The following is a 26,053-nucleotide window of genomic DNA, read 5'->3' as shown; positions in this document are numbered from 1 at the left end:
CTCATTGCACGACTTGTGCTCCACCACAACGCATCCGCATCAGCAGAAGGGCATTTCGCTTCCATGACAACTCCCCTGAGATTTCCCGACGCGGCCGAGGTGGCCGCGCGCACACCGGCCGACCGCGATCGCGTGCTGGACGTCATCCGCATCGTCTCCCTGGGCGGCGTGGTGCTCGGCCATACCGTGATGGCGGCCAGCATCATTCGCGACCACGTCTTGATCTGGGACAACCTGCTCACCACCTCGGCGCTGTTCCAGGCGATGACCTGGTTGCTGCAGATCATGCCGCTGTTCTTCTTCGCCGGCGCGGTGGCCTGCGTGTCCTCCTGGACACCCTGCACCGACTGGGGAGGCTGGTTGATGAGGCGCTGCACCCGGCTGTTCCGCCCGGTGTTCTACTATCTGGCGTTCTGGGCGGTGACGCTGACGGTGCTGTATCAGGCTCTGCCGCAACACATCTACGAGCCGATCGCCGGCGTCAGTACACAGCTGCTGTGGTTCCTGGGGGCCTACGTCCTGGTGCTGGCCGCCATGCCCGTGCTGTACCGCATCACCACCACCGGGCGCCTTGCCGCCGGCGTGGCGGCGGTCTACGGGGCCATCGCGCTGATCGACGTGATCCGGTTGCACTGGCCGGCGCTGATGCCGCTGGGCTACCTCAACCTGGCCGTCTGGCTGATTCCGGCCATGTTCGGGGTGGCCTACCGTCGCGGCCTGCTCGGTGGGCGTGCCGCGCTGGCCGTCGCCGCCGCCTTCTTCGCCGCGGATGTCGCCCTGGTGCGCTGGGGCCCGTATCAGCTCAGCATGGTCGGCACCGGCGACCACCACCTGTCCAACACCAGCCCGCCGTCGCTGCTGCTGGCCGGGCACGCAATCATCTTGAGCGCGTTGGCGATCGCGGCCGCACCGGCGATCGCGCGCTGGGCGCAGCGGCCGCGGGTGTGGTGGTGGACCGCCATCGGCAACTCCGGCGCGATGACCCTGTACCTGTGGCACATGCCGGTGCTGCTCGGCGTGCACCTGGCCTTCGATTACCTCGGCTGCCCGCGCTTTCCGGGCGCGCCGGACTTCCTCGCCATCAGCGTCGCGCAGGTGCTCCTGGTGGTCGTCGCCGTGGCGGTGCTGTTCGTCGCGCTGCGGCCGCTGGAGAACAACCCGCTGTCCGGCTGGGACGGCGCGCCCGCGGTGATGTCGCGCGGGTGGGGTGCGGCCGTCGGTGCCCTGCTGTGCGTGGCCGGCGTCGCGCTGCTCGCCGCGATCAGGTGGGGGCTCAAGGACGACGGGCTGGTCTGCATGGCCGTGGTGGTGGCCGCGCTGGTGGCCGCGCGGATCGTGGCCCAGCACGCCGGCCCCGCGGGTCACGGCTCTTCGTCGAGGCCGTGTTCGATGGCGTAGCGGGCCAATTCCACCCGGTTGGCGACCTGCAGTTTGCGAAACGTCGCCTGCACATGGTTTTCCACCGTGCGGTGGCTCAGCGAGAGCTTCTCGGCGATCTGCTTGGCGGACAGCCCTTTTGCGACGTACCGCAACACCTCCGTCTCGCGGTCGGTGAGCCGGGGGCGGGTGGGGCCGTCGTCCTTGCTCTGCGCGATGCGCCGGTATTCGCCCAGCACCAGCCCGGCCAGGCTCGGGGTGAACACGGCCCGCCCGGCGGCGGTGTCCGTCACCGCCTGCGCCAGTTCGGCTTTCGAGGCGCTCTTCACCAGGTAGCCGGCCGCACCTGCCTTGACCGCCTGCAGGACGTCGTCGCGTTCGTCGGAGGCCGACAGCACCAGCACCCGCGACGAGGGCGAGACCGCCAGCACCGCGGCGGTGGCCTGCGCACCGTCGCCGTCGGGCAGCTGCATGTCCATCACCACCACATCGGGCCTGACCACGCCCGCCCGCCGCTGGGCGGTGGCCACACCGTCGGCGGTGGCGACCACCGCGAAGCCGCTTTCGGCCAGGTCGCGAGCCACCGCGTCACGCCAGATCGGATGGTCGTCGACCACCATCACCGTCGTGGGCGTCGCGTCATCCGTCATCGCGTCCCTCCCGGCGCGGCACGCACAACTCCCATTCGGTGCCCGCCCCGGGCTCGCTGTGCAGTTCGGCGGTGCCGCCCAGCGACGCCAACCGTCCCACGATCGATTGGGAGATGCCCAGGCGCCCCTGGCGCGCCGCTTCCTCGACCCGGCCGGCGGCGATCCCCACACCGTCGTCGCGGACACTGACCAACACGGAATCGCCGAGGTCCTCCACGAGCACGAACGCGTGCGCCCCCGGGCCGGCGTGGGCGGCCACGTTGTCCAACGCGTTGCCCACCGCGGCGTCGAGTTCGGTTGCGGCCCAACGCCCCAACCTCACCGGGGTGCCGGGCAGGCTGATCGACACCCGATCGGATTCTCGGCGCCGCAGCAGCGTGCGCAGGTCGACGGTATCGCCGTCGGCGTCCCGATCGATATCCGTACACGCCAGCCAGCGCCGCAGCGCGCGTTCCTGCTCGCTCGCCAGGTCGGCGAGTTCGGTTGTGGCGCCGCCGATTTCGTGCCCCTTCTTCGCGACCAGCGCCAGCACCTGGATGGCCCCGTCGTGCACCTGGCGGGCCAGCCGGTCGCGCTCTTGCGCCGCGGCGGTCAATCGGGCCGCGCGTTGCAGCTCGTCGTGGGCGCGCCGCGCGGTCTGCGCGGCCATCCCGATCGCCATGCCGATCGCCAGTTCGATGATGACGGTGGCGTTGTGCCCGAGGTTGAGCGCGAAGTAGTTCTTGACGGCGAAATTGGCGGTCATCACCGCCAGGCCCGTCAGCATGCCGCCCACCGGACCGAACTGGATGGCGGCCGAGATGGTGGGATTGCTGGCCCACAACGTCGTCGGCCAGGTCTGGTTGTCGGACGCCCAGTGCGGGCTCGCGACGAGGTTGTTCGACCACATCAGCAAGACGACGACCACCAGCTCGGCCAGCACCCACGCCGGCTTGCGGCCGAAGCCCCGCAGATAGGCCAGCGCGCAGGCCGCGCTCCAGCCGATCAGCCCGGCGAAAAGCACCCAGCCCAACACGGGGCGAAGCAGATCCGGGTTGATGGCGATCTGGAAGCCGGTGGCGTAGAGGCAGCTCAGCAGGCGGAACACTTGCGCCGCGCGCCACAGCGGCGTGGTGGGATCGGGGCCGTGATTCGCCATCGTGGTCAGCATAAGGGCGGATCGGCCGGCGGCGGGCCGGCCACGGATATCGGCCGAAAGTCCCTCCCGCTAGAGCCGTCGGGCCCTCGCGGTGCCGCCGAGAACGCGTGATCGTGGATACCGCAGGGCGCCAGGCGAGAAGAGGGGAATCTCATGAACACCGGCTTCCCGGATCCGGAAACGGTCCGCACGGCACTGGCGCTGGCGTCTCGAGCCCCCTCGGTGCACAACACCCAACCGTGGCGGTGGCGCATCGATCCGGCCGGCCTGCACCTGTACGCCGACCCCGCCCGGCAACTGCCCCACACCGACCCCGACGGCCGCGACTTGATCCTGAGTTGCGGCATCGCCCTGCAGCACTGCGTCACCGCGTTCGCCGCCGTCGGCTGGCGGTCCAGGGTGCGCAGGCTGCCGGATCCCGATGAGCCGGATCACCTTGCGACGCTTGAGTTTTCGCCCCAGACCGCCGACTACGTCGACGTCGCGCTCGCCGCCGCGATCCCGCGCCGGCGCACCGACCGACGCCACTACAGCTGTTGGCCGGTGCCGGTCGGCGACATCGCGCTGATGGCGGCCCGGGCGGCCCGCGCCGGGGTGACGCTGTACCAGGTGGAGGACGTCGACGGCCTGCACGACATCGTCGCGCAATCGATCCGCGACCACCTGACCCAGGATTATCTGGCCGAGCTGACCACCTGGAGCGGGCGCTACTTCTCGGTGTCCGGGGTGCCCGCCCGCAACACCCCGTTCCCGGATCCGGCCGCCAAGATCCCGACCCGGTTGTTCGCCGGCGCGGCGCTGCCGATGGCGCCGGGCTCGTCGGCCGGCGACGACAACGCCGTGGTGCTCGCGCTGGGCACCCGCCACGACGACCGGCTGGCGCGGCTGCGCGCCGGCGAGGCCACCGGGGTGGTGCTGCTCACCGCCACCTCGGCGGGGCTGGCCAGCTGCCCGGTCACCGAACCGCTGGAGACGCCGCAGACGCGCGCGGCGGTGCGCGCCGACATCTTCGGTGACGGCCACCATCCGCAGATGCTGCTGCGGGTGGGTTGGGCGCCGATCAACGCGGACCCGTTGCCGGCGACCCCGCGCCGCGACCTCGCCGACTTCGTCGAGTGGGTCGGCTGATCAGCCCGCCGGTGACCCGAACCGGAAGCGGCGGCCGGTGACGCTCTCGGGAACGATGCGTACGTAGTGCGTCTTCTCCGACCTGGTCCACGGCAGCACCTGCGCGCGCTCGGCCTCCTCGATCTCCTCGGGAGTGCGCAGCGAGCGGGCGATGCCCCGGATGATCACGCTCCACGCCCCGGCGACGTTGTGGTCGTCGACCTCGAACAGCACCCGGTTGTTGATCGCCGCGCTGATCAGCTTGGTGCCCTCCGCGGTGCGGAACAGCACGGTGCGGCGCTGCACGACGTAGTTGACCGGGAAGATGTCGGGCTGACCGTCGGCGTGGGTGACCAGCCGGCCCAGCGTCAGGCCGCGCAGCAGATCCCAGCACTCGTGCACCGGCAGGATCTCCACCCCGTCATCGGTCACCGGCATCGCGTAGTCCCTTTCCGCGCCCGCGGTGTTGAGCCGCAATGAATCACTGCCGCAACACTATTGGCCGGCCCCGGGTCGACGCGGCGGCCGAAGGTCCTCTGCGGTCGGGACCAAAGTCGTTGAACCAGTTACGCCCCGACCCGCAGCGAGCCGAGAATGTGGGATATTGGACTGGTCTGCCGACAGGAAGGCTCGCCATGGTCAAGGTGTTCCTGGTCGACGACCACGAAGTCGTCCGCCGCGGACTGTGCAATCTGCTCTCCTCGGATCCCGATCTGCAGATCGTCGGCGAGGCCGGCACGGTGGCCGAGGCCAAGGCGCGGATACCGGCGGCGCGGCCCGACGTGGCCGTGCTCGACGTGCGGCTGCCCGACGGCAACGGCATCGAGTTGTGCCGCGACCTGCTCTCCGAGCATCCCGACCTGCGCTGCCTGATGCTGACGTCGTTCACCTCCGACGAGGCGATGCTGGAGGCCATCCTGGCCGGCGCCAGCGGGTTCGTCATCAAGGACATCAAGGGCATGGAGCTGGCCCGGGCGATCAAAGACGTGGGCGCCGGGAAATCGCTGCTGGACAACCGGGCCGCCGCCGCGTTGATGGCCAAGCTGCGCGGCAGCGCCGCGCAGGCGGACCCGCTGTCGGGCCTGACCGAACAGGAACGAACGCTGCTCGGGCTGCTCAGCGAGGGCCTGACCAACCGGCAGATCGCCGCGCGAATGTTCCTCGCGGAGAAAACGGTCAAGAACTACGTGTCCCGGCTGCTGGCCAAACTCGGCATGGAGCGCCGGACCCAGGCGGCGGTGTTCGCGTCGAAACTCAACCAGCAGGCCGGCCGTCCGCCGACCCCACCGGACTGGCCGGGGTGACCGGGAACCGGTTCGACGAACTGGCGGCCGCGCGCGATCAAACCGAGAAACTGCTGCGGGTGATCGCCGAGATCGGCGCGGGCCTGGATCTCGACGCGACGCTGCACCGGATCATCAGCGCGGCAAGGGAATTGACGTCGGCCCCGTACGGTGCCCTGGCCGTGCGCGACCGGCATGCCAACCTGATCTCCTTTGTGCACGAAGGCATGGACGCCGAGACGGTGCGGCGCATCGGGCACCACCCGGTCGGCAAGGGGCTGCTCAGTCTGTCCCTGCTGGACACCCCGGCGCTGCGGATGGACGACCTGACCGCCCACCCCGCTGCCGCCGGATTCCCCGAGCACCATCCGGCGATGCGGGCCTTTCTCGCGGTGCCGATCACCATCCGCGGCGCGGTGTTCGGCAACCTGTATCTGACCCACGTCGATGAGGCGCGGGTGTTCTCCGACGCCGACGAGATGGCCGCGCGCGCCCTGGCTTTCGCGGCGGCGGTCGCCATCGACAACGCGCAGGTCTTCGAGCGCGAGCGGATGTCGGTGAAATGGATCGAAGCCAGCCGCGAGATCACCACCGCGCTGCTGTCGCGCACCGAGCCGCACCGGCGCCCGATGCAGCTGATCGCCGAACGCGCCTGCGCGTTGACCGACGCCGAACAGGCCATCGTGCTGGTGCCCGCCGACCCCGAGCAGCCCGGCAACCCGGAGGTGGACACCCTGGTGGTCTCGGCGGCGGTGGGCCTGCCCGCCGCCGACGTGCTCGGGCAGCGGGTCCCGGTGCGCGGCTCCACCAGCGGCGCGGTCTTCAAGTCCGGCGAACCGCTGATCACCGACGAATTCCGTTATCCCATCCAGGCTTTCACCGATGCCGGGCGGCGACCGGCGATCGTGATGCCGCTGCGCGCCCGCGACGAAGTGGTCGGGGTGATCGCGATCGCCCGCGGCACCGAGCAGCCGCCGTTCGACGAGAGCTATCTGGACCTGGTGCGCGACTTCGCCACCCACGCCGCCATCGCGCTGGTGCTCGCCGCGGCGCGCGAGGACGCGCGGCAGCTGGCCGTTTTGGCCGAGCGGGAGCGCATCGCGCACGACCTGCACGACCACGTCATCCAGCGGCTGTTCGCCGCCGGCATGGATCTGCAGGGCACGCTGGCCCGGGCGCGGTCGCCGGAGGTGGCCGACCGGCTCAACCGGACGCTCGACGACCTGCAGACGATCATCGAGGAGATCCGCACCACGATCTTCGCGCTGCGCTCCCCGGCGGCCGTCGCCGGCGACTTCCGGCACCGCATCCAGCGGGTCATCGCCGAGCTGACCGAGAATCGCGACCTGGTCACCACGGTGCGCATGGACGGTCCGATGACGGCGGTCGGCGCCGAGCTCGCCGAGCACGCCGAGGCGGTGACCGCCGAAGCCGTCAGCAACGCCGTCCGCCACTCGGGCGCGTCGCGGCTGACGGTGCAGATCGGTGTCGCCGACATGTTCACCCTGGACGTGATCGACAACGGCCGCGGCATCGCGTCCGGCAACACCCGTCGCAGCGGGCTGGCCAACATGACACGGCGGGCCGAGCAACTCGGCGGCAGCTGCGAGATCAGCAGCCCGCCCGGCGGCGGCACCCGGGTGCATTGGACCGCCCCGCTGCTCGACCACTGAGCACCAAAAGCCTTGGCCCGCAACCGATCAGCTGCGGGTATCGGAGGCCTTCAGGCGTTGGTGCGCGGTCAGCAGCAGGTGGTCGAATTCCGACCGCGTGGGCAGCGGCACGTCGGCGCCGCGGAAGTCCTCGGCGATCTGCTCGGCCAGCGGTCGCAGCTTGACGTTTCCTTCCTGCGAAAGCCATTTGAGCAACTCGAAGGCCGCGCTGTCGCTGATGCCGTAGATCAGCATCAGCATGCCCTTGGTTTGTTCGATGCGGGCCCGATTCCGGCTGATCTCAGCCAGTCTCGCGCTCATCATCTCCTCCTGCACCTGCTCGTGCGGGGTGGAGACGTCGATGTAGAAGCCCTGCGCCCCGATCACCTCGCCCTGTTCGTCGGTCAGCCGATCACCGACGACGACGACGTGACGGACGTTTCCGGCGGTGTCGATGATCCGGTGCCGGGTGCTGAACGCCTGATGGTTGGTGACGATCTCATCGATCGTGGCGGCGACCCGTGCCCGGTCGTCGGGGTGCTTGTGCGAGAGCACCAGCTCGGTGGTCGGAGTGATGCTGCCCGGTTCGTATCCGTGCATGCGCTGCACCTGCTCCGACCATTCCCACCGCTGGTCGGCGAAGTAGAACCGAAACCAGCCCGCGGGCTGTGTGTGGCCGCCGGCCAGCGCCTGCTCGACGTTGGCGGTCTGGCCGTCGAGATTCCAAGTCATCGTCAATCCCTCCCTCTCACTGGGCTCACCGGGCGAGAGGTGCACGCCCGAGCCCTGGAGCCGCAGGCGGGCGGCGGGCGCGCGAAAGCGCCTGGCGCGTGCGGCCGCCGCCCGCCCCCGGGCGGTCAGGCGTTGACGACCTCTCGCGCGGTTTCGGTGACGGCCCGGGGTGCCTCGCCGCGGCCGACGGCGATCTTGCGCGGCTTGGCCTTCTCGGCCACCGGAATGTGCAGGCTCAGCACGCCGTCGCGGTACGAGGCCTCGATCTTGTCGGTGTCGAGGTTGTCGCCGAGCACCAGCTCGCGGCTGAACACGCCGCGCGGCCGCTCGGTGGCCAGCATCTCGCGGTTGGGGTCGAGGGCCGGCCGTTCGGCGCGCACGGTCAACACATTGCGCTCGATGTCGATGTCCAGCGAATCGGCATCGATACCGGGCAGGTCGAATTCGACCACGAAGTGCTCGCCTTCCCGCCAGGCGTCCATCGGCATCACCGCCGGCCGGGTGGCGGTGCCCAGGACCTGGTTGGCCAGTCGGTCGAGTTCGCGGAACGGGTCCGAACGCATCAGCATGATGTTCACCCCTCAGGTGTGATCTAGGTGACGTGTATGCGGTTTTCTATGTCTAACAATATAGATTTGATATAGCATCCTCGACAATATGACGCAACTGTGCTAAACAGATTTTCTGGGCGTTATCAGGGCATGAGCGAGGGAGATGCGCGATGGCCGACCGCCGCGGCAACGCGGGTGCTCCGGCGTCCGACCAGGGTGTTTACGGCATCTCGGTGGCCGCCGAGCTGTCCGGGATCGCGGTGCAGTCGCTGCGGCTCTACGAACGTCACGGCCTGGTCACACCGGCCCGAAGCCAGGGCGGAACCCGCCGGTACAGCGCTGACGACCTGGCCCGGCTCAAGCGGATCAGCAAGCTGGTCGACGCCGGGGTCAACCTGGCCGGCGTGGCCCGCATCCTCGCCCTGGAGGACGACAACGCCACGCTGTCGGCGGCCAACACCGACCTGCGGTCGACCAACCGAGCGTTGCGGGAAGCCGCGAAGGCCGCCGACGGCGACGCGGCCACCGGCTGAGCCGCCGTCCCGGGTTGCGCCGGTCGAGTCCGGGTACCCGACGGGCTATGCCTTCCAAGCCTCGAGGTGAAGCGATGGGTGAGTTGGCCGACACCGGCGCCCAGGTGGTCGACGGCGCGCGACGCGAAGCGCAGGCCTACCGCGGCGACAATCCCCGCCCGCTGGGCGGCTACCTGGCGGTGCTGGTCGTCTACGGCCTGGTGGTGACGGCCGCGACGCTGGCCGCCCTGGCCAGTGGCCGCAGCCTGCCGACCCGATGGCGCGCCCAGGACCTGCTGATCCTCACCCTGGGCACCCACAAGCTGTCGCGCACCCTGACCAAGGACGCGGTGACCAGCCCGCTGCGCGCGCCGTTCACCCACTACGCGGGCACCGGCGGCCCGGCCGAGGTGCAGGAGGAGGTCCGCGAGCAGAGCCAGCTGCGGCACAGCCTGGGCGAGCTGCTGACCTGCCCGTTCTGCCTGGACATGTGGGTTGCCACCGGGTTCGCCATCGGCCTGGTGTTCGCGCCGCGCTACACCCGGCTGGTCGCGGGCGTGTTCAGCGCGCTGACCGGTGCGGACTTTCTTCAGCTCGGCTACGCGATCGCGCAGCAGGCGGCGCAGGGCTGAGCCGTCGCGCGCTCAGCCCGTCTTCGGCATCGGAATGCCCTCGCTGGCGGTGAATTGCGCGTCGTCCTCGGAGGACAGCCCGATGGATACGACGGAGCGGGCGAACAGCGCGTCGGTGAGGTAGGCCAGCGACACCGCCCACCGGTTCACGCCGCGCGGAATCGCATACAGGTGATAGCCCCGGGTGACGGCCTTGGCGGGCAGCCCCGACAAGTGAATGTTGAGCGGGTTGGCCACCGCGTAGCGCGGTCCGAGGTCGACCACCAGACCCAGGTTGCGGTGCTTGTATTCCTTGGCGCTGCCGTGACCCAGGCTGGCGGCCACGTTGCGGGCCAGCACCTTGCCCTGCCGGGTCGCGTGCTGGGCGGTCGGCGGGGTGATCTTGCCGGGCTGGGTGAGGTCGGGAACCGCGGCGGCGTCCCCGGCCGCGAACACGCCGGGATGGCCGGGGACCTGCAGATCGGGCTGCACCTTCAGCCGGCCCTTCTCGGTCGGCAGCCCCAGGTCCTGGATCAGCGGCGCGCCGGTCACCCCGGTCACCCAGGCGATGGTGTGCGTGTCGATCCGTGAATCATCGCTGAGCACAACGTGATCCGCGTGCGCCTCCTTGAGGGTGGTGCCGAGCCGGACGTCGATGCCGCGGCGGCGCAGCACCTTCAGCGCGGCGTCGCCCAGCTTCTTGCCCACCTCGGGCATCACCTGCTCGGCCAGGTCCAGCAGCAGGAACCGCACCGCGCCGGGATCAAAGCCCATCTGCCGGGCCGCCGCGTCGGCCAGCGCCCGCAGCTGCGCCACCAGTTCGGTGCCCGAATACGACGCGCCGACCACCACGACGGTGCGCCGGGCCGCCGCCACCCGGGGGTCGTCCTCGATGTTGGCCAGCTCCAGTTGTTCGACGAAGTGGTCTCGCAGATACAGCGCCTCGGCGGTGGTTTTCAACCCGCGGGCATGCCGGGCCAGCCCCGGGACGTCGAACAGCTTGGTCACCGATCCCGGCGTGAGCACCAGCCGGTCCCAGGACATGGAATGGCTGCGTTCCTCGGGGTCGCGGTAGGTCAGCGTGTCCCCGGTGAAGTCGACCGCGTCCACCCGGCCGCGCACGGCGTGCACGCCGCGCAGCGAATTGGCCAGCGGCACAGCGACGAACCGCGCGTCGACCACCCCGCCGGCGACGTCGGGCAGCAACGGTGTGTACAGCATGTAGTCGACGGGGGAGATCATCGGTGATGTCCACCGGCGCCCGGCGCAGCGTTTTGGCCAGCCGGCGGGCGCAGGTGAATCCGGTGAAGCCGCTTCCCACGATCACAATGGAGGTCACCGCCCCGAGTGTAGGCGCCGGCCGGCCGGGTCGGAGCCCGTGCGCGATCGGGCCGCGACCGGCCCCCGGTGAAACCCGTTGACCAGCAATGGTTTCGGACCGGCGGCCGGGGCGGAGGTCGCCGTCGGGCGCGGCTGTGCGGCCCGGCCCGGCCCGGCTGGGCCGTCGTTTCCGGGGCGCCGCCCGGCCGCCCGTTTCGTTATCCGGCCTTGCGCTTCGTTGTCTGGCTCATAGACTTCTGGGGTGGGTGTTGGCAGCCACGAAAATGTCAATGCCTCCCGTGATGCCGGCAGGGAAGGGCCTTGCCGCCAGACGGCTCCGGGGGTGATGTGATGCGCGAGGCCAGCACCACGATCGTCACTCAGCTGGTGGAGCTGGTGACCAGTTTGGAGCGGGAGAACAGCGACACCGCGGCCGGGCTGCACGAACTCATCGACAACGGCGTCCACCACGTCACCGGCTCCCAGTACGCGGGGATCACCCTGGCCGAGAAGAGCAAATCGGTCAACAGCGTGGCGGCCACGCATCGCTACCCGATGGTGCTGGACGCCATCCAGAACAAATACGGCGAGGGGCCGTGCCTGGCCGCGGCCTGGGAACACCACGTCATGCACATCGCCGACCTGGCCGCCGAACAGCGCTGGCAGCGCTACCGGCGGCACGCGCTCGAGCAGACCCCGATCCGCTCCATCCTGTCGTTCGAGCTGTTCGTCGACCGCACCAGCATGGCCGCCCTCAACTTCTACGCCGACCCGCCGCACGCGTTCACCGAGGAGTCGGTCGAGCTCGGCACCGTCTACGCCACCCACATCGCCCTGGCCTGGTCGATGATGCGCCGCCAGGACCAGTTCCGCAGCGCCCTGGCCTCCCGCGACATCATCGGGCAGGCCAAGGGCGTGATCATGGAGCGCTTCGATCTCGACGCGGTGGAAGCCTTCGAACTGCTCACCCGGCTCTCGCAGCAGTCCAACACCCGGGTGGTCGACATCGCGGCCGCACTCATCGACAGCGAACACCCGCTCAAGCAGCGCCGGCGCTAGCCCATCGCCACCGGCGCAGGCCGGTGCTGTGCGATCAGCCGCTCGCCCAGCTCGTAGTCGTCGTAGGCGTTGTGGGTCAGCACCGCGACGACGGGTGGTACCCGCGCTGCGCGGGCTCAACCGCGGCTGCCGTTTCGGCGCTGAGCGGGCGGGTATGCGCCCCCGGCATGAAGGCTGTCACGTGGCACGGCAAACGCGATGTGCGGGTGGACTCGGTGCCCGATCCCAAGATCGAGCAGCCCACCGACGCGATCATCGAGGTCACCTCGACCAACATCTGCGGTTCGGATCTGCACCTCTACGAGATCCTCGGGGCTTTCATGAAGCCCGGGGACATCCTGGGGCACGAACCGATGGGCGTCGTGCGCGAGGTCGGCACCGAAACCGGCGACCTGCGCGTCGGCGACCGCGTGGTCATCCCCTTCCAAATCTGTTGCGGCAGTTGCTACATGTGCGGCCAGCAGCTGTACACCCAGTGCGAGACCACCCAGGTGCGCGACCAGGGCATGGGGGCGGCGCTGTTCGGCTATTCCGAGCTCTACGGTGAAGTCCCCGGCGGGCAGGCCGAGCTGCTGCGGGTGCCGCAGGCCCAGTTCACCCACATCAAAGTGCCTGTGGGACCGCCGGATTCGCGGTTCGTGTATCTGTCTGACGTGCTGCCCACCGCGTGGCAGGCGGTGGCCTACGCCGACATCCCCGATGGCGGCACGGTCGCGGTGCTCGGCCTGGGGCCGATCGGCGACATGGCCTCCCGCATCGCCGATCACCTCGGCTACCGGGTCATCGCGGTCGACCTGGTGCCCGAGCGGCTGGGCCGGGCCGCGCAACGCGGAATCCACACCATCGACCTGGCGCGGCTGGACGCCGGGCTCGGTGACGCGATCCGGGACCTGACCGACGGCCGCGGCGCCGACTCGGTGATCGACGCGGTGGGCATGGAGGCGCACGGCTCGCCGGCGGCCAAGCTGGCCCAGCAGGTGGCCGGCGTGCTGCCGGATGCGCTCGGCAAGCGGCTGATGCAGACCGCGGGCGTGGACCGGCTGTCGGCGCTGTACTCGGCGATCGATGCCGTGCGGCGCGGCGGGACGATCTCGCTGATCGGGGTGTACGGCGGGATGGCCGACCCGCTGCCGATGCTCACCCTGTTCGACAAGCAGGTGACGCTGCGGATGGGGCAGGCCAACGTCAAGCGCTGGGTCGACGACATCATGCCGCTGCTCACCGACGACGATCCGCTGGGCGTGGACGACTTCGCCACCCACGTGCTGCCGCTGGAGCGGGCCCCGCACGCCTATGAGATCTTCCAGAAGAAGCAGGACGGAGCGGTCAAAGTCATACTCAAGCCGTGATCGCTTCTACGGCAACGCATTCCGCTTCCCACCGGCAACGCCGCCACGGGCGCCCGAGTTTGACGGGCGCACCGGCAGGGTATTGGATGCGCCATGACCTCTGCAAAGGCTGCCGCTCCCACGCCCACCGGAGAGGTGTGGCCTGGCAAGGCCTACCCGCTGGGCGCCAGCTATGACGGCGCCGGCACCAACTTCGCCGTGTTCAGCGAGGTGGCCGAGCGGGTCGAGTTGTGCCTGTTCGACGGCGACGGCACCGAGAGCCGGGTGGCGCTGCCCGAGGTCGACGGCTTCGTCTGGCACGCCTACATCCCCGGCATCGAACCGGGGCAGCGCTACGGGTATCGGGTACACGGCCCCTACGACCCGGCGGCCGGGCAGCGGTGCAACCCGAACAAGCTGCTGCTGGACCCGTATTCGAAGGCCATCGACGGCACCTTCGAGTGGAACCAGTCGCTGTTCGGCTACAACTTCGGTGACCCGGACAGCCGCAACGACGACGACTCGGCGCCCAGCATGCCCAAGTCGGTGGTGATCAACCCGTACTTCGACTGGGGCAACGACCGCCCGCCGGACCACCACTACGCCGACACCGTCGTCTACGAGGCGCACGTCAAGGGCCTCACCCAGACCCACCCCGACATCCCCGAACAGATGCGCGGCAGCTACGGCGCGGTGGCGCACCCGGTGATCATCGAGCACCTGCAGAGCATCGGGGTCACCGCGATCGAACTGATGCCGGTGCATCACTTCGCCAACGACTCCACCCTGATCGAGAAGGGCCTGTCCAACTACTGGGGCTACAACACCATCGGCTTCTTCGCCCCGGACACGAAATATTCCAGCGCCGCCACGCCGGGCGGGCAGGTGCAGGAGTTCAAGGCCATGGTGCGCTCGCTGCACGAGGCCGGCATCGAGGTCATCCTCGACGTGGTCTACAACCACACCGCCGAGGGCAATCACCTGGGCCCCACCCTGTCGATGCGCGGCATCGACAACGCCGCCTACTACCGGCTGGTCGACGACGACAAGCGGTACTACATGGACTACACCGGCACCGGCAACAGCCTCAACGTCGGGCACCCGCACGCCCTGCAGCTGATCATGGACTCGCTGCGCTACTGGGTGACCGAGATGCACGTCGACGGATTCCGCTTCGACCTGGCTGCCACCCTGGCCCGCGAGTTCTACGACGTCGACCGGCTGGCGACGTTTTTCGAACTGGTGCAACAGGATCCGACGGTCAGCCAGGTCAAGCTGATTGCCGAACCGTGGGACGTCGGGCCGGGCGGCTACCAGGTGGGCAACTTCCCGCCGCAGTGGACGGAGTGGAACGGCAAGTACCGCGACACCGTCCGCGACTTCTGGCGTGGCGAACCCGCCACCCTCGACGAGTTCGCCTACCGGCTGTCCGGTTCGGCCGACCTGTACGAACACACCGGGCGCCGGCCGGTCGCCTCGATCAACTTCGTCACCGCCCACGACGGGTTCACGCTGCGTGACCTGGTGTCCTACAACGAGAAGCACAACGAGGCCAACGGCGAGGACAACAACGACGGCGAGAGCCACAACCGGTCCTGGAACTGCGGCGCCGAGGGACCGACCGACGACGAGCAGGTCAACGCCCTGCGGGCCCGCCAGCAGCGCAATTTCCTGACCACGCTGCTGCTGTCGCAGGGCGTGCCGATGATCTGTCACGGCGACGAGCTGGGCCGCACCCAGAACGGCAACAACAACGGCTACTGCCAGGACAACGAGCTCACCTGGATCGACTGGGCCAACGCGGACGTGGACCTGCTGGCCTTCACCCGGGTGGTGTCGGCGCTGCGCGCCGAGCACGCGGTGTTCCGCCGGCGCCGGTTCTTCTCCGGCAAGCCGGTGGGCCGGCGCGGCCAGGACGGGCTGCGCGACATCGCCTGGTTCACCCCCGACGGCACCGAGATGACCGACGAGGATTGGGGCGCCAATTTCGCCAAGTCCGTCACGGTGTTCCTCAACGGCCACGGCATCCCCGACCGCGACGCCCGCGGTCAACGGCTGCTGGACGACTCGTTCCTGCTGTGCTTCAACGCCCACCACGAGTCCATCGAATTCACCCTTCCCCCAAAGGAATTCGGTGCATCATGGCAGGTCGTGGTGTACACCGGGCCGGAGGAGACCACGCCAGCCGACGAGGTGCCCGGTGCCGGCGTGCTCAACGTCGACGCCCACACCGCGGTGGTGCTGCGGGCACCCGACGGCGGCTGAGCACCTTGACACGAATCCGCCCGAACGTCACGTAGCGCGCCGCCGCCCGATACGCTGTGGCTGCAGCGGGCTCGTTACAAGAGAGGGCGAATATGTCAAGGACAGTGGTGGTCGGCGCCTCCAGCGGGTTGGGGCGCTGCATCGGGGTCGGTCTGGCGCAGCGCGGCGACCGGGTGGCGCTGCTGGCCCGGCGCCGGCAGCGCATCGAGGCCGCGGCCGAGGACGCCGGCCCGGGTGCGGTCGCCATCGAGTGCGACGTCACCGACCAGGCGTCCTGCGCCTCGGCGATCGGCGAGGCCGCCGACGCGCTGGGCGGGATCGACAACATCGTCTACACCCCCGCGGTGGGCCCGCTGGTGCGCATGGTGGACACCGACGCCGACACCTGGCGGCGCATCTTCGACACCAACGTCATCGGCGCGTCGCTGGTCACCGCCGCCGCGGTGCCGCACCTGAGCGCCTCGGCCGGCAAGGCGGTGTACCTGTCGTCGGACGCCGGCGCGTTCGGGCCGCCGTGGCCGGGGCTGGGCGCCTACGGCGTGAGCAAGGCCGCGCTGGAGCGCCTGGTCGAAGCGTGGCGGGCCGAACACCCCGACATCGGCTTCACCTGCCTGATCGTCGGGGAGTGCGCGGGCGGCGAGGGCGACGGGCAGACCGGCATGAACCAGGGCTGGGACATGGATCTGGCGATGAAGGCGGTTCCGCTGTGGTCGTCGCGCGGCTGCATGCCCGGCAAGCTGATGCCGGTGGAGGACCTCATCGACGTGGTGCACACCATCCTGCGCACCAACGCCTCGACCTCGATGCCGCTGGTGGTGGCGCGCGGCGCGCCCGCCAGCCAGGCCGCGTTCGCCGAGGCCAATCAGTCCTGAGCCAGTCGTAAGCCAGACCTAGGCCCGGCCGGGGATCCGCTCCCGGGCCAGGTCGGTCAGGAACCGCGCGGCCGACGTGGGCCGGAAGGCCAGCGCCGCGTCGGTGAGCGCGTCCCGCGACTCGGCGGGCAGCTCGATGTCGGCGGCGGCCACGTTGAATTCCAGCTGCTCGACGCTGGAGGCGCCGGGAATGGCGACCACCCCCGGGTAGCTGATCAGCCAGGCCAGCGCCACCTGGGCGGGCTTGGCGTCGACCTGGGCCGCGACGTCGCGCAGCAGCTGCAGCAGCGGCTCGATGCGGCGAAGGTTCTCGGTGCCGAACAGCGCGTTGACCGCGCGCACGCCGCCCGGCCGGTTGTCGACGCCGTACTTGCCGCCCAGCAGACCCTGTTCCAGCGGGCTGTAGGCGATGACGATGCGGTTCTCCCGTTCGGCGAACGGCACCAGGTTCTTCAGCGCCTTGGGGTAGGCGAGCGAGAAGTGCACCTGGTTGCTGATCACCGGCCGGCCCAGCGCCGCGTCGGCCTTCCGCCAGCGCTGCAGCGAATAGTTGGAGACCCCGGCGGCGCCGATCTCGCCGCTGTCCAGCAGGTCGCGCATGCCGGGCATGATCACCGAATCGGGGAACACCGGGTTGGGCTGGTGCACCTGGTAGAGCGGGATGCGGTCCAGTCCGAGCCGCCGGGCGCTGGCCCGCGCGCGTTGCCTGACCACCGCGGGGAAGGGGGCCACCGGCATGATCTTGCTGGCCACCGCCACCTCGGCGCGCTGCTCGCCGAGCGCGTCGCCCAGGATCCGCTCGCTCTTGCCGAACCCGTAGATCTCGGCGGTGTCGAACAGCGTCACACCCAACGCCAGCGCGCGGCGCACGATGTCGCCCGCGGCACCGGCGGCGTAGCTGTCCCCGTAGCCCCACTCGCGGGAGCCGAACTGCCAGGTGCCCAACCCGATCCGGCTGAGGCGGCCGACCCCGTCGACGTCGACGTATTTCATCCGCCCAGCCTACTGATCGGTGGGCGGGCCGCTCAGCCGGGAATCTTGCCGAGGATGTAGTTGGCGATGCTGACCGCGGCTAGCCGGGGCCGCTCGCTGTCGGTCGTGCCGCTGGCCGACACGTTCAGGTCGACGACGACGTTGGCCTTGGCCGCGACCGCCCGCGCGGAGCGCACCTGAATTCCCTTGGGCGTCAGGTCCAAAGTGGTGATCCCGTTGCCGGCGTCGGCCGGTGTGCTCAACGCCATCGCGATCGGCTGCCCGCCCGGCGCCGTCACGGTTACCGTCGAGCCGCCGCACTGGCGCCACCCGGCCAGCAGCGCGTCCAGTTGCGCCTGCGCGCCGGGCGCGTCGCGGAACGCCGCCACGCCCTGGATGACCTGGATCGACTTCAGCATGCTGCGGGTGTCGGTGAATTCGCCGGCGTGATAGCCGGTGAAGGCGCCGGGGGTGTAGGCGTCCGGGCTGCCGGCGGCGATGCTGCCCCAGCATTCGGGGCGGTCGATGCTGCCGTCCTGCGCCGAGCGGCCCGGGCTGTTCCAGGTCGGGCCGACGTCGAGGTTGGCGTCGGCGGTGATGTTGCGCAGCGCGTCCAGCCCGGGCAGCAGGGTGGTGATGGTGTCCGGCGGCACCGTGGGCGGTGGCGGCCCGGCCGACGTGGTGGCCTCGTGCGCGGCGCGGTGGGCGGCGGTGGACCCGCCCAGCGTGGCCCACCCGGCCAGCGCGACCACCGCCAGCAGGATGAACACGTACGACAGGGTGACGCCCACCAGCGCGCGGTCCCGGCCGAGTTCGCCGGTGCGGCGGATCTGCGCCAGCCCGAGGTGACCCAGCACCGCGCCCGCGGGCGCGAACAGGAACGCGAAGACCAGCGACAGCGTCGCCAATGTGTTGACGCCCGGGCGGTACGGCGGTGCGAGCGTGGCTGGTTGCGTCGGTGGCGGGCCGACGGGCTCGGGTTCGGGTGGCGGGACCCGGCCGAGCGGGTCGTAACTCAGCGGGTTGCGCCAATACGGATCCTGCTGGTTGGTCACGCAGCGCCTCCTTAGGGGCCTCCTCGGCGGCCGAACCTGCCCGAAATGTAGCGAGCGGGCCCGGTGCCCAAACCGAACCCGTCACAGCCGCGGCTTGGCGATGCCGACCACAAAGGGCGCCTGGGCCAAGGTCAGGTAGACCCGATGCGGCCCGACGGCCATGCCGGAGAGTGGGGCTCGGCGTGCGGACTCGGGCAGCGCCGAGCGGTAGTCGACGGTGCGCAGCACCGGAATGTGCCGGGCCGGAAACCCGGTGAAGCTCGCCGTTTCCAGGGTCACCAGCTGCCGGTCGGTGGCCGCGTAGATGCCGGTGTCGTCGGTGCCCAGCGCCCGGATCGGGGCGGGCAGCCGGGTGCTGGCCAGCACCTCGATCCCTTGCCCGCCGCGGCGCGAGTCCACCGCGTACAGCACGGCGTCGTCGTGGCCGGCCACATAGCTGCGGGTCACCGCGGTGCCGTCGCCGGCGGAGACCGCGACGTCGATGTCCAGCGAACCGCGTTGCGGCGCCGGGGAATCCGGGCCCTGGTAATGCCGGATCCCGGACGGCGCGTAGACATGGTAGTCGATTTCGCGGCCGCGGTTGGCGCCGTCGATGACCTCTGCGGGGGCGCCGCCGATCGGCGCGGTCGCCAGCTTGCGGTAGCCGTACTGATCGACCGGGGTCACCGACCGGCCGTCCGACGACAGCGCCAGCAGCATCCGCATCCCGGCGTCCTCGGACAGGTAGGCCGGGGCGGGCCCGGCGTCGAAATCGCCCACCTGGCGCAGACTTTGCAGATCGACGACGGCCACCCGGCCGCGCGTGGGCTGCGGCACGAAAACCACCGCCGGATCCTTGGTGCTGATCTGCAGATTGCGTCCCGCCGCCAGCGGCGCCGACAGCCGGGTGGTCGCCGCCGCGGCGCGGTCTTCGGCAACCTCGGCCACCCGCTGATCCTCGGTGACGGCCACCAGGGCGTGCCCGCGATACGACCACACCGGCTGGTGCAGCGCCGTGCCGACCGGCCAGACCGTCAGCTCGGGCGCGCTTTCGGTCGTCGCGCCGGGCCGCGAGCAGGCCACGCTCATGACCAGCGCGCCCACGCTCACCGCCAGCACGCCCGTCAGCGCGCCGCGGCGTAGCACCACACCGGAACCTACTCCCGCGCGCAACTTTTGCCTCCCGCCCTGTTTTTCCAGGGCATACCCCGCCTGGCCACCGCCACACCCGTTTGACCCCCGGGTGGCTCGGGTAGCCGCAACCAGAGCGCGCAACAGCCCTGCGCGCCGAACCAGAGCAGATGGGAGGGACAGCATGGCACCGACCGCCATCAAGTCGCCCACCGATGTGGTCGACTTTCTGGTCAGCCAGCACCAGCAGATCAAGGCGATGTTCGCCAACACGTTGGCGGCGTCCGGAAAGGCGCGCGAGGAGGCCTTCATCGAACTGCGGCGCCTGCTTGCCGTGCACGAGACCGCCGAAGAGGAGATCGTGCATCCGCGCGCCAAGCGCAAGATCGCCGGCGGGGCAGGTGTGGTCGAGGAACGCCTGCACGAAGAGCACGAGGCCAAGACCGCGCTGCAGAAGCTGGAAAAGCTCGACGTCGACAGCGAGGAGTTCACCCGCGAGCTCACCAAGCTGCGGGACGCGGTGATCGACCACGCCGAGCACGAGGAGCACGACGAGTTCGCCAAGCTGGGCCAGGAATTGAGCGGCGACGAGCTGGAACGGATGGGCCGCGCCGCCAAACTGGCCGAAGCGATCGCGCCCACCCGGCCGCACGCCGGAGTGGAATCGCAATTGGCCAACCTGGCCGCCGGCCCGTTCGCCGCGATGCTCGACCGAGCCCGCGACGTCATCGTCGGCAAGGGCTGACGGCCATCCCAGGCGAGGTACCCCCGCTCGGTGGGGGAGTGGGGGCACCTCGCCGCCCCCTACCATGACCGCGACTTCGAAGGCCCCGGGCGCCGACCGCTACCTCCCCGAGCAGCGGGACATCGAGGCGCTCAAGCATGCGGCCGAAACATGCCGCGGCTGTTCACTTTTCGCCGACGCCACCCAGACGGTGTTCGGCAACGGACATCCGGGTGCCCCGATCATGCTGGTGGGTGAGCAGCCCGGCGACCAGGAGGACCGCGCCGGTGCACCCTTCGTCGGCCCGGCCGGGCGGCTGCTGGCCCGGGCGCTGCACGACGCCGGCATCGATCCCGGGCTGACGTATCAGACCAACGCGGTCAAGCATTTCAAGTTCACCCGCAAGGACGGCAAGCGGCGGATCCACCAGAAGCCGGGCCGCACCGAGATCGTCGCCTGCCGGCCCTGGCTGATCACCGAGATCGAGGCGGTGCACCCCCGGGTCATCGTGTGCCTGGGGGCCACCGCCGCACAATCGTTGCTGGGCACCAGCTTTCGGGTCTCCACCCAACGCGGCCAACCGCTCAAGCTGCCGGCCTCGCCCGAGGTGATACCCGACGTGTCGCCCGAGCCGGTGCTGGTGGCGACGGTGCACCCGTCGTCGGTGCTGCGCGACCGCAGCGAACGACACGACGAGGTCTACCGGTTGTTCGTCGACGACCTGCGCAGCGCCCGCTCCGCGCTGGGCTGAACGGCCGCGGTCAGCTTTTCTTGTGCGGCAAGAACTCCTGCATCTTGGTTTTCAGGCCGACCTTGACGAAGCCGGTGCGGTCCTCGTCGCCGGAGAGCACCGCCGCGGTCGCCGACTTGAACTGCTCCCAGGTGGCGTGCGGCGGGATCGGCGGCATGTCGGGATCGGTGTAGACGTCCAGCACGGTGGGACGGTCGGCCGACAGGGCGCTGCGCCACGCGTCGGACAACTCGTCGGGATCCTTGATGGCCATCGCGTTCAACCCCAGCCCGGCCGCGAACGCGGCGAAGTCGACATCCGGAAGGTTTTGCGACTCAGCGAATTTCGGCGCTCCGGCCATCGCCCGCATCTCCCAGGTGACCTGGTTGAGGTCGTTGTTGTGCAGCACCGCGATGATCAGCCGCGGATCTTTCCATTCGTTCCAGTACCGTTTGACGGTGATCAGTTCGGCCATGCCGTTCATCTGCATGGCGCCGTCACCGCTGAACACGATGACGGGCCGGTCCGGCTGGCCGAACTTGGCGCCGATGCCGTACGGGACCCCGGGGCCCATCGTCGCCAGCGTGCCCGACAGCGAGCCGCGCATGTTGCCGCGGAAGCGCAGATTGCGGGCGTACCAGTTGGCCGACGAGCCGGAATCGGCTGTCACGATGGCGTTGTCGGGCAGCAGCGGGGACAGCTCGGAGAACAGCCGCAGCGGGTTGATCGGGTCCGCACTGACCATCGCCTCCTTGTCCATGGTCTCCCACCAGCGGGCTACGTTCTTCTCGATGCCTTCCCGCCAGGACCGGTCCTCCTTGCGCTTCAGGTGCGGAATCAGCGCGCGCAGTGCGGCCTTCGCGTCGGCGACCAGGTTCACCTCGTAGGGGTAGCGCATCCCGATGAGCCGGCCGTCGATGTCGATCTGCACCGCCCGACACTGCCCGAACTCCGGCAGGAACTGCGTGTAGGGGAAGCTGGATCCGACCGTGAGCAACGTGTCGCAGTCGCGCATCAGCTCATAGCTGGGCCGCGTGCCCAAAAGCCCGATAGAGCCGGTGACCCAAGGCAATTCGTCGGACAGCACGTCCTTGCCCAACAGCGCCTTGGCCGCGCCGGCGCCGAGCAGGTCGGCGACCTCGGCCAGCTCCTGGTGCGCCCCGCGGGCGCCGGTGCCGACCAGCATGGCCACCTTCTTGCCCGCGTTGAGGATCTCGGCCGCGCGGGCGATGGCGGCGTCCTCCGGGGCGATGGCCGGGTATTCGATGCCCAGGCTGGAGGGCACCATCTTGAACGCGTGCTCGGGCGGCGAGTACGGCAGCTCCTGCACGTCGGCCGGGATGATCAGCGCCGTCGGGGCCCGCTGGGTCATCGCGATGCGGATCGCGCGGTCCAGCACGTTGGGCAGTTGCTCGGGCACGGTGACCATTTGGACGTAGTCGCTGGCGACGTCCTTGAAAAGGCTGAGCAGGTCGACCTCTTGCTGGTAGTTGCCGCCCATCGCGGTGCGGTTGGTCTGGCCGACGATGGCCACCACCGGGACGTGGTCGAGTTTGGCGTCGTAGAGGCCGTTGAGCAGATGGATGGCGCCGGGGCCGGAGGTCGCCGCGCACACGCCCACCCGGCCGGTGAACTTCGCGTAACCGACCGCCTGAAAGGCGCTCATCTCCTCGTGCCGCGACTGGATGAACTGCGGCTTGTTGTCGGCGCGGCCCCACGCGGCGAGCAGCCCGTTGATGCCGTCGCCGGGGTACCCGAATACATGCTCGACGCCCCACGCCCGCAAACGCTCGAGCAGATAGTCGGAAACCTCTTGTTTGGACATGTCTTCCCTCCTCGGCAAACGGCCGACCGTGCTGGCGGGTGGGTGTGTGGCTGGTGGTTGAACCAGGCAGGCTGCCACCGCGGCGGCCTCGGCACGTCCCACACGAGCCGGGTTACCCGGATTCGCCGGTGTTATGCGCTGCCGCCCGCCCCGGTCAGCCGACTCCCAGCCACCTGCCAGCCGCCGGCGCGGCGCCGACGGCCGCCGGCGCCCGCCACGAACGGTCAAAACCCTTGTCGCACACCGTTTCCCAGATAGCGCAGGCCGGCTTCCCGCACAGTGGCCGGGTCCAGCGAATTCCTGGCGTCCAGCACCACCGCCAGCGGCGCGTCCTGTGCGACCGCCCGCCAGTCGAGGCTGCGGAACTGTGGCCACTCGGTCAGCACCACGACCGCGTCGGCGGCCTTGGCCGCCCGGTACGGGTCGTCGACCGCGGTCACCCGGTTTTGCTGCAGGACGGCGGGGTCGATGTTGGGCAACTGCGGGTCGTAGCCGGCCACCTGGGCGCCGGCCGCGGCCAGTTTTCGGCATGCCGCCAGCGCCGGCGACTCCCGGGTGTCACTGGTGGCGGCCTTGAAGGTGAGCCCCAGCGCGGTGATCCGGCAGCCCGACAACGGCCGGCCGAGGGTGTGCCGCAGCGCGGTGACGATCCGTCGTGCCTGCGCGGTGTTGGTCTGGCGGGCGGCCTCCACTTCGGCGAAGGACACCCGGTGCCGGTGCGCGATGTCCAGCAGCGCCGCGGTGTCCTTGGGCAGGCAGGAACCGCCCCAACCCGGGCCCGGGCGCAAGAACTCCGCGCCGATCCGCCGGTCGGCGCCCATGCAGCAGGTGACGTCGTCGATGTCGGCGCCCACCCGCGCGCACAGCGCCGCCAGCGAATTCGTGTAGGACAGCTTGACGGCCAGAAAGGCGTTGCTGGCGTACTTGGCCAGCTCGGCGCTTTCCGGGCTCATCCGCAGCACCCGGTGTCCGGCCAGGCCGTAGGCCTGGTGCACCAGCTGGGCCGCCAGTTCGTCGTGGCTGCCGATCACCAGCCGGTCCGGGTTGCGGAAGTCGTCGACCGCGCGTCCCTCGCGCAGGAACTCGGGGGTGGAGACGACACGAATCCCCTTGTGGCACAGCCGCTGTGCCATGGTCGACGTGGTGCCGACCGGAACGGTCGATTTCAGCGCCACCACGGCGCCGCGGCGCAGCACGCGGCCGAGCCGGTCGATCACCGACTCCACCGCGGCCAGGTCCGCGTGTCCGTCCGGGGCGCTGGGCGTGGGCACGCACACGAAGACGACGTCGCGGTCGGCCAGCTCGGCGAAATCGGCGCTGAAGCGCAGCACGCCGCCGGCCAGCCCGTCACCCAGCAGCTCGGACAGCCCGGGTTCGTCGATCACCGCCACCCCGGCGCGCAGCCTGCCCACCCGGTCCGGGTTGATGTCCACCGCAACGGTCTTGCGCCCCGCAGCGGCCACGCAGACCGCGGTGGTCAGGCCCACGTAGCCGACACCGACCACGCCGACCAGCGGCTCGGTGCTCATGCCGTCTCCCCCAGCACCCCGCGGCAGGCCGACAGCACCTGCGCGACGGTCAGCGCGAGCAGTCCGGGGTGCGGCGTCGCGGCGTGCGGGTCGCCGCTGCGGCCGGCCCACAGCGCGGCGTGCGGCGCCGGCCCGCGCGGTCCCCACCGCCGCGGGGAGGTGGGGCCGAACAGCACCACCGAGGCGGTGCCGGTCGCGGCGGCCAGGTGCGCCACACCGGTGTCGCCGCAGATCACCATCCGGCTGTCGGCGACCAGCGCGGTCAGCGCCGGCAGGTCGAGGACTCCGGACACCACGGCGGTGCGCGGCAACCGGGCGGCGCGGGCGACGGTGTGCGCGAGGTCGAACTCGCTCGGTGATCCGGTGATCAGGATCTCGTGGCCGTCGTCGCGCAGCGCCGCGGCCACCGCCGCGAACCGGTCCGGCGGCCACTGCCGGGCCGGCGCGGACGCCCCGGGGTGGATCAGCACGGCACCGGTCTCGTCCCGCGGGATGGACGGGCGTTCAAGGAGGATATCGGTTGAGTCGCAAGGGATTCCGGCCCACTCCAACAGGGCGCACCAGCGCTGCACCTCGTGCAGGTCGGCGCGCCAGCGCGGCCCGGGCAGGCCGGGATGGCAGTCGTGGCAATGGCTGATCACCGACCGGGGTTCCCAGGCCAGCAGGTGGTCGATGCTCTGCGGGCCGCAGCCGTGCAGGTTGACCGCCAGCGCCGGCGCGTCGGTGAGCGGCTGCACGTCGCCGAGTCCGGCGGTGGGCAGCAGCTCGTCCACGGCGCCGGTGAGCATGGCCAGCTCGCGGTAGCGGTCCGGAGCGGCCAGCATCACCCGGGCGTCGGGGTAGTGCCGGCGCAGCCCGCGCAGGGCGGGCACCGCGGTCAGCAGGTCGCCGAGTCCCAGGGCGCGCAACACCACGATGCGCTCCCGCGGCCCGGCCCGGGTGGCGCCGGCCGCTAGGGCCACGACGACTCCGTCGAGGCGCACACCACCATCTCGCGCACCTCGCAGCCGGCCGGTTGACAGAGCGCGAAGAGCACCGTTTGGGCGACGTCCTCGGGCTGGTTGAGTTTGGCGTCGGCCGGCGGCTTGTACTGTTCGGGCCGCCCGTCGAAGAACGGGGTGTGCATTCCGCCGGGGATGAGCAGCGTCACGCCGACCTGGCCCGCCAGCTCGGCCGCCAGCGCGCGGGTGAAGCCGACCACCCCGAACTTGGATGCGCAGTAGGCGGTGGCGTCGCTGACCGCCTTGATGCCCAGCGTCGACGCGCAGGTGACGATGCGGCCCCCGGTGGCCTTCAGGTACGGCAGGGCGGCCCGGATCACCGCGGCGGTCCCGACCAGATTGACGGCGATCACCTGCTCCCAGTCCTTGGCCGGGACCTGTTCCAGGGTGCCGCACGAGTCGATGCCGGCCGGGGTGAACACCCCGGTGATGCGGCCGCCCACCTTGCCGGCCAGCGACTCGACGGCGCCGGCCACCGCGTCGGTGTCGGCCAGATCGCAACCGACGTAGGGCACGTCGGCGGCCGGCGGTTTCCGGTCGATCACCAGCGGCACCCCGCCGCGGTCGGCCACCGCGGCCACCGTGGCCGCGCCCAGGCCGGAAGAACCGCCGGAGATCAATACGCCTTCCAGTGATTGTGCTTTCATATC

Annotated in this window: 24 protein-coding genes and 1 pseudogene; 12 read left to right on the top strand and 13 right to left on the bottom strand. The window is 70.4% G+C overall.

Annotated elements, in window-relative coordinates:
- Positions 1-63 precede the first annotated feature (63 nt).
- Positions 64-1,398 (top strand): acyltransferase family protein, encoded by a 1,335-nt coding sequence (locus NF20_RS15730; RefSeq protein WP_023870702.1) that lies wholly within the window; start codon positions 64-66, stop codon positions 1,396-1,398.
- Here NF20_RS15730 and NF20_RS15725 read toward each other — a convergent pair.
- Together NF20_RS15725 and macS are read right to left on the bottom strand one after the other, a co-directional pair.
- Positions 1,362-2,027: a response regulator gene (locus NF20_RS15725; RefSeq protein WP_011725884.1), complete on the bottom strand. Its 666-nt coding sequence runs from the start codon at positions 2,025-2,027 to the stop codon at positions 1,362-1,364. The two genes, NF20_RS15730 and NF20_RS15725, sit on opposite strands and share 37 nt — an antisense overlap.
- Positions 2,017-3,177 carry a MacS family sensor histidine kinase gene (gene macS, locus NF20_RS15720; RefSeq protein WP_033711407.1) on the bottom strand — a complete coding sequence of 387 codons (1,161 nt, stop codon included), beginning with the start codon at positions 3,175-3,177 and terminating at the stop codon, positions 2,017-2,019. Before macS ends, NF20_RS15725 begins: the two co-directional genes overlap by 11 nt.
- Before the next feature lie 141 nt (positions 3,178-3,318).
- Between macS and NF20_RS15715 the strand changes: the two genes are divergently transcribed.
- Complete coding sequence (locus NF20_RS15715) at positions 3,319-4,293, top strand: Acg family FMN-binding oxidoreductase (RefSeq protein WP_033711408.1); 975 nt, start codon at positions 3,319-3,321, stop codon at positions 4,291-4,293.
- Here the strand turns inward: NF20_RS15715 and NF20_RS15710 are convergent, their stop codons facing one another.
- Positions 4,294-4,749, bottom strand: coding sequence for a pyridoxamine 5'-phosphate oxidase family protein (locus tag NF20_RS15710; RefSeq protein ID WP_023875992.1), 456 nt, complete (start codon positions 4,747-4,749; stop codon positions 4,294-4,296). It abuts the gene before it with no gap.
- A 158-nt stretch (positions 4,750-4,907) separates the two neighbouring features.
- On the opposite strand from NF20_RS15710, the gene NF20_RS15705 reads away from it, so the two are divergent.
- Both NF20_RS15705 and NF20_RS15700 read left to right on the top strand, forming a co-directional pair.
- Positions 4,908-5,576: a response regulator gene (locus NF20_RS15705; protein ID WP_033711409.1), complete on the top strand. Its 669-nt coding sequence runs from the start codon at positions 4,908-4,910 to the stop codon at positions 5,574-5,576.
- Positions 5,573-7,228 carry a GAF domain-containing sensor histidine kinase gene (locus NF20_RS15700; RefSeq protein ID WP_003874671.1) on the top strand — a complete coding sequence of 552 codons (1,656 nt, stop codon included), beginning with the start codon at positions 5,573-5,575 and terminating at the stop codon, positions 7,226-7,228. The genes NF20_RS15705 and NF20_RS15700 overlap by 4 nt, the downstream gene beginning before the upstream one ends.
- Positions 7,229-7,255: 27 nt before the next feature.
- On the opposite strand, the gene NF20_RS15695 is transcribed toward NF20_RS15700, so the two are convergent.
- Positions 7,256-7,939 carry a PAS and ANTAR domain-containing protein gene (locus tag NF20_RS15695; RefSeq protein WP_003878868.1) on the bottom strand — a complete coding sequence of 228 codons (684 nt, stop codon included), beginning with the start codon at positions 7,937-7,939 and terminating at the stop codon, positions 7,256-7,258.
- A 125-nt stretch (positions 7,940-8,064) separates the two neighbouring features.
- Entirely contained in the window at positions 8,065-8,508 is a 444-nt protein-coding gene (locus tag NF20_RS15690) for an Hsp20/alpha crystallin family protein (RefSeq protein ID WP_031343680.1), read from the bottom strand.
- 152 nt (positions 8,509-8,660) lie between these two features.
- On the opposite strand from NF20_RS15690, the gene NF20_RS15685 reads away from it, so the two are divergent.
- On the top strand, positions 8,661-9,023 hold the full coding sequence (locus tag NF20_RS15685; RefSeq protein WP_023868226.1) for a MerR family transcriptional regulator: 363 nt from the start codon (positions 8,661-8,663) through the stop codon (positions 9,021-9,023).
- A gap of 74 nt (positions 9,024-9,097) precedes the next feature.
- The gene (locus tag NF20_RS15680) at positions 9,098-9,634 is read left to right on the top strand and encodes a DUF1360 domain-containing protein (protein ID WP_009978581.1); all 537 of its coding nucleotides are present in this window, start codon (positions 9,098-9,100) and stop codon (positions 9,632-9,634) included.
- A 12-nt stretch (positions 9,635-9,646) separates the two neighbouring features.
- Here NF20_RS15680 and NF20_RS15675 read toward each other — a convergent pair.
- Positions 9,647-10,952 (bottom strand): annotated as a pseudogene (locus NF20_RS15675) (NAD(P)/FAD-dependent oxidoreductase).
- Positions 10,953-11,284: 332 nt separating this feature from the next.
- Between NF20_RS15675 and NF20_RS15670 the strand changes: the two are divergent.
- The 4 genes from NF20_RS15670 (at position 11,285) to NF20_RS15655 (ending at position 16,457) form a co-directional block, all read left to right on the top strand.
- Positions 11,285-11,992, top strand: coding sequence for a GAF and ANTAR domain-containing protein (locus tag NF20_RS15670; protein WP_011725877.1), 708 nt, complete (start codon positions 11,285-11,287; stop codon positions 11,990-11,992).
- 167 nt (positions 11,993-12,159) lie between these two features.
- Positions 12,160-13,341, top strand: a complete 1,182-nt coding sequence (locus NF20_RS15665) for a zinc-dependent alcohol dehydrogenase (RefSeq protein WP_011725876.1) — start codon at positions 12,160-12,162, stop codon at positions 13,339-13,341.
- Between the two features lie 93 nt (positions 13,342-13,434).
- Positions 13,435-15,585, top strand: a complete 2,151-nt coding sequence (gene glgX, locus NF20_RS15660; protein ID WP_023868229.1) for a glycogen debranching protein GlgX — start codon at positions 13,435-13,437, stop codon at positions 15,583-15,585.
- Between the two features lie 104 nt (positions 15,586-15,689).
- Positions 15,690-16,457 (top strand): SDR family oxidoreductase, encoded by a 768-nt coding sequence (locus NF20_RS15655; protein WP_081232614.1) that lies wholly within the window; start codon positions 15,690-15,692, stop codon positions 16,455-16,457.
- An 18-nt stretch (positions 16,458-16,475) separates the two neighbouring features.
- Here the strand turns inward: NF20_RS15655 and NF20_RS15650 are convergent, their stop codons facing one another.
- The 3 genes from NF20_RS15650 to NF20_RS15640 form a co-directional block, all read right to left on the bottom strand.
- Entirely contained in the window at positions 16,476-17,450 is a 975-nt protein-coding gene (locus NF20_RS15650) for an aldo/keto reductase (RefSeq protein WP_033711412.1), read from the bottom strand.
- A 32-nt stretch (positions 17,451-17,482) separates the two neighbouring features.
- The gene (locus NF20_RS15645) at positions 17,483-18,484 is read right to left on the bottom strand and encodes a sensor domain-containing protein (protein ID WP_009978571.1); all 1,002 of its coding nucleotides are present in this window, start codon (positions 18,482-18,484) and stop codon (positions 17,483-17,485) included.
- A gap of 81 nt (positions 18,485-18,565) precedes the next feature.
- Positions 18,566-19,612 carry a hypothetical protein gene (locus NF20_RS15640; RefSeq protein ID WP_033711413.1) on the bottom strand — a complete coding sequence of 349 codons (1,047 nt, stop codon included), beginning with the start codon at positions 19,610-19,612 and terminating at the stop codon, positions 18,566-18,568.
- Positions 19,613-19,778: 166 nt separating this feature from the next.
- On the opposite strand from NF20_RS15640, the gene NF20_RS15635 reads away from it, so the two are divergent.
- Positions 19,779-20,339, top strand: coding sequence for a hemerythrin domain-containing protein (locus NF20_RS15635; RefSeq protein WP_003874684.1), 561 nt, complete (start codon positions 19,779-19,781; stop codon positions 20,337-20,339).
- Positions 20,340-20,403: 64 nt separating this feature from the next.
- Positions 20,404-21,069, top strand: coding sequence for a UdgX family uracil-DNA binding protein (locus NF20_RS15630; RefSeq protein ID WP_023874678.1), 666 nt, complete (start codon positions 20,404-20,406; stop codon positions 21,067-21,069).
- Between the two features lie 10 nt (positions 21,070-21,079).
- Here NF20_RS15630 and NF20_RS15625 read toward each other — a convergent pair whose 3' ends face one another.
- From NF20_RS15625 to NF20_RS15610, 4 genes are all read right to left on the bottom strand, one after another.
- Complete coding sequence (locus NF20_RS15625; protein WP_023874679.1) at positions 21,080-22,873, bottom strand: thiamine pyrophosphate-requiring protein; 1,794 nt, start codon at positions 22,871-22,873, stop codon at positions 21,080-21,082.
- A gap of 224 nt (positions 22,874-23,097) precedes the next feature.
- The gene (locus tag NF20_RS15620; protein ID WP_023868235.1) at positions 23,098-24,402 is read right to left on the bottom strand and encodes a UDP-glucose dehydrogenase family protein; all 1,305 of its coding nucleotides are present in this window, start codon (positions 24,400-24,402) and stop codon (positions 23,098-23,100) included.
- The gene (locus NF20_RS15615; protein ID WP_033711425.1) at positions 24,399-25,364 is read right to left on the bottom strand and encodes a glycosyltransferase family 9 protein; all 966 of its coding nucleotides are present in this window, start codon (positions 25,362-25,364) and stop codon (positions 24,399-24,401) included. The genes NF20_RS15620 and NF20_RS15615 overlap by 4 nt, the downstream gene beginning before the upstream one ends.
- On the bottom strand, positions 25,355-26,050 hold the full coding sequence (locus NF20_RS15610; protein ID WP_023863254.1) for an SDR family oxidoreductase: 696 nt from the start codon (positions 26,048-26,050) through the stop codon (positions 25,355-25,357). The genes NF20_RS15615 and NF20_RS15610 overlap by 10 nt, the downstream gene beginning before the upstream one ends.
- Between the last annotated feature and the right edge of the window lie 3 nt (positions 26,051-26,053).

The organism is Mycobacterium sp. MAC_080597_8934 (genome assembly GCF_000523975.1).
GTDB lineage: Bacteria > Actinomycetota > Actinomycetes > Mycobacteriales > Mycobacteriaceae > Mycobacterium > Mycobacterium avium.
This window is presented reverse-complemented; position numbering and strand designations above follow the sequence as displayed.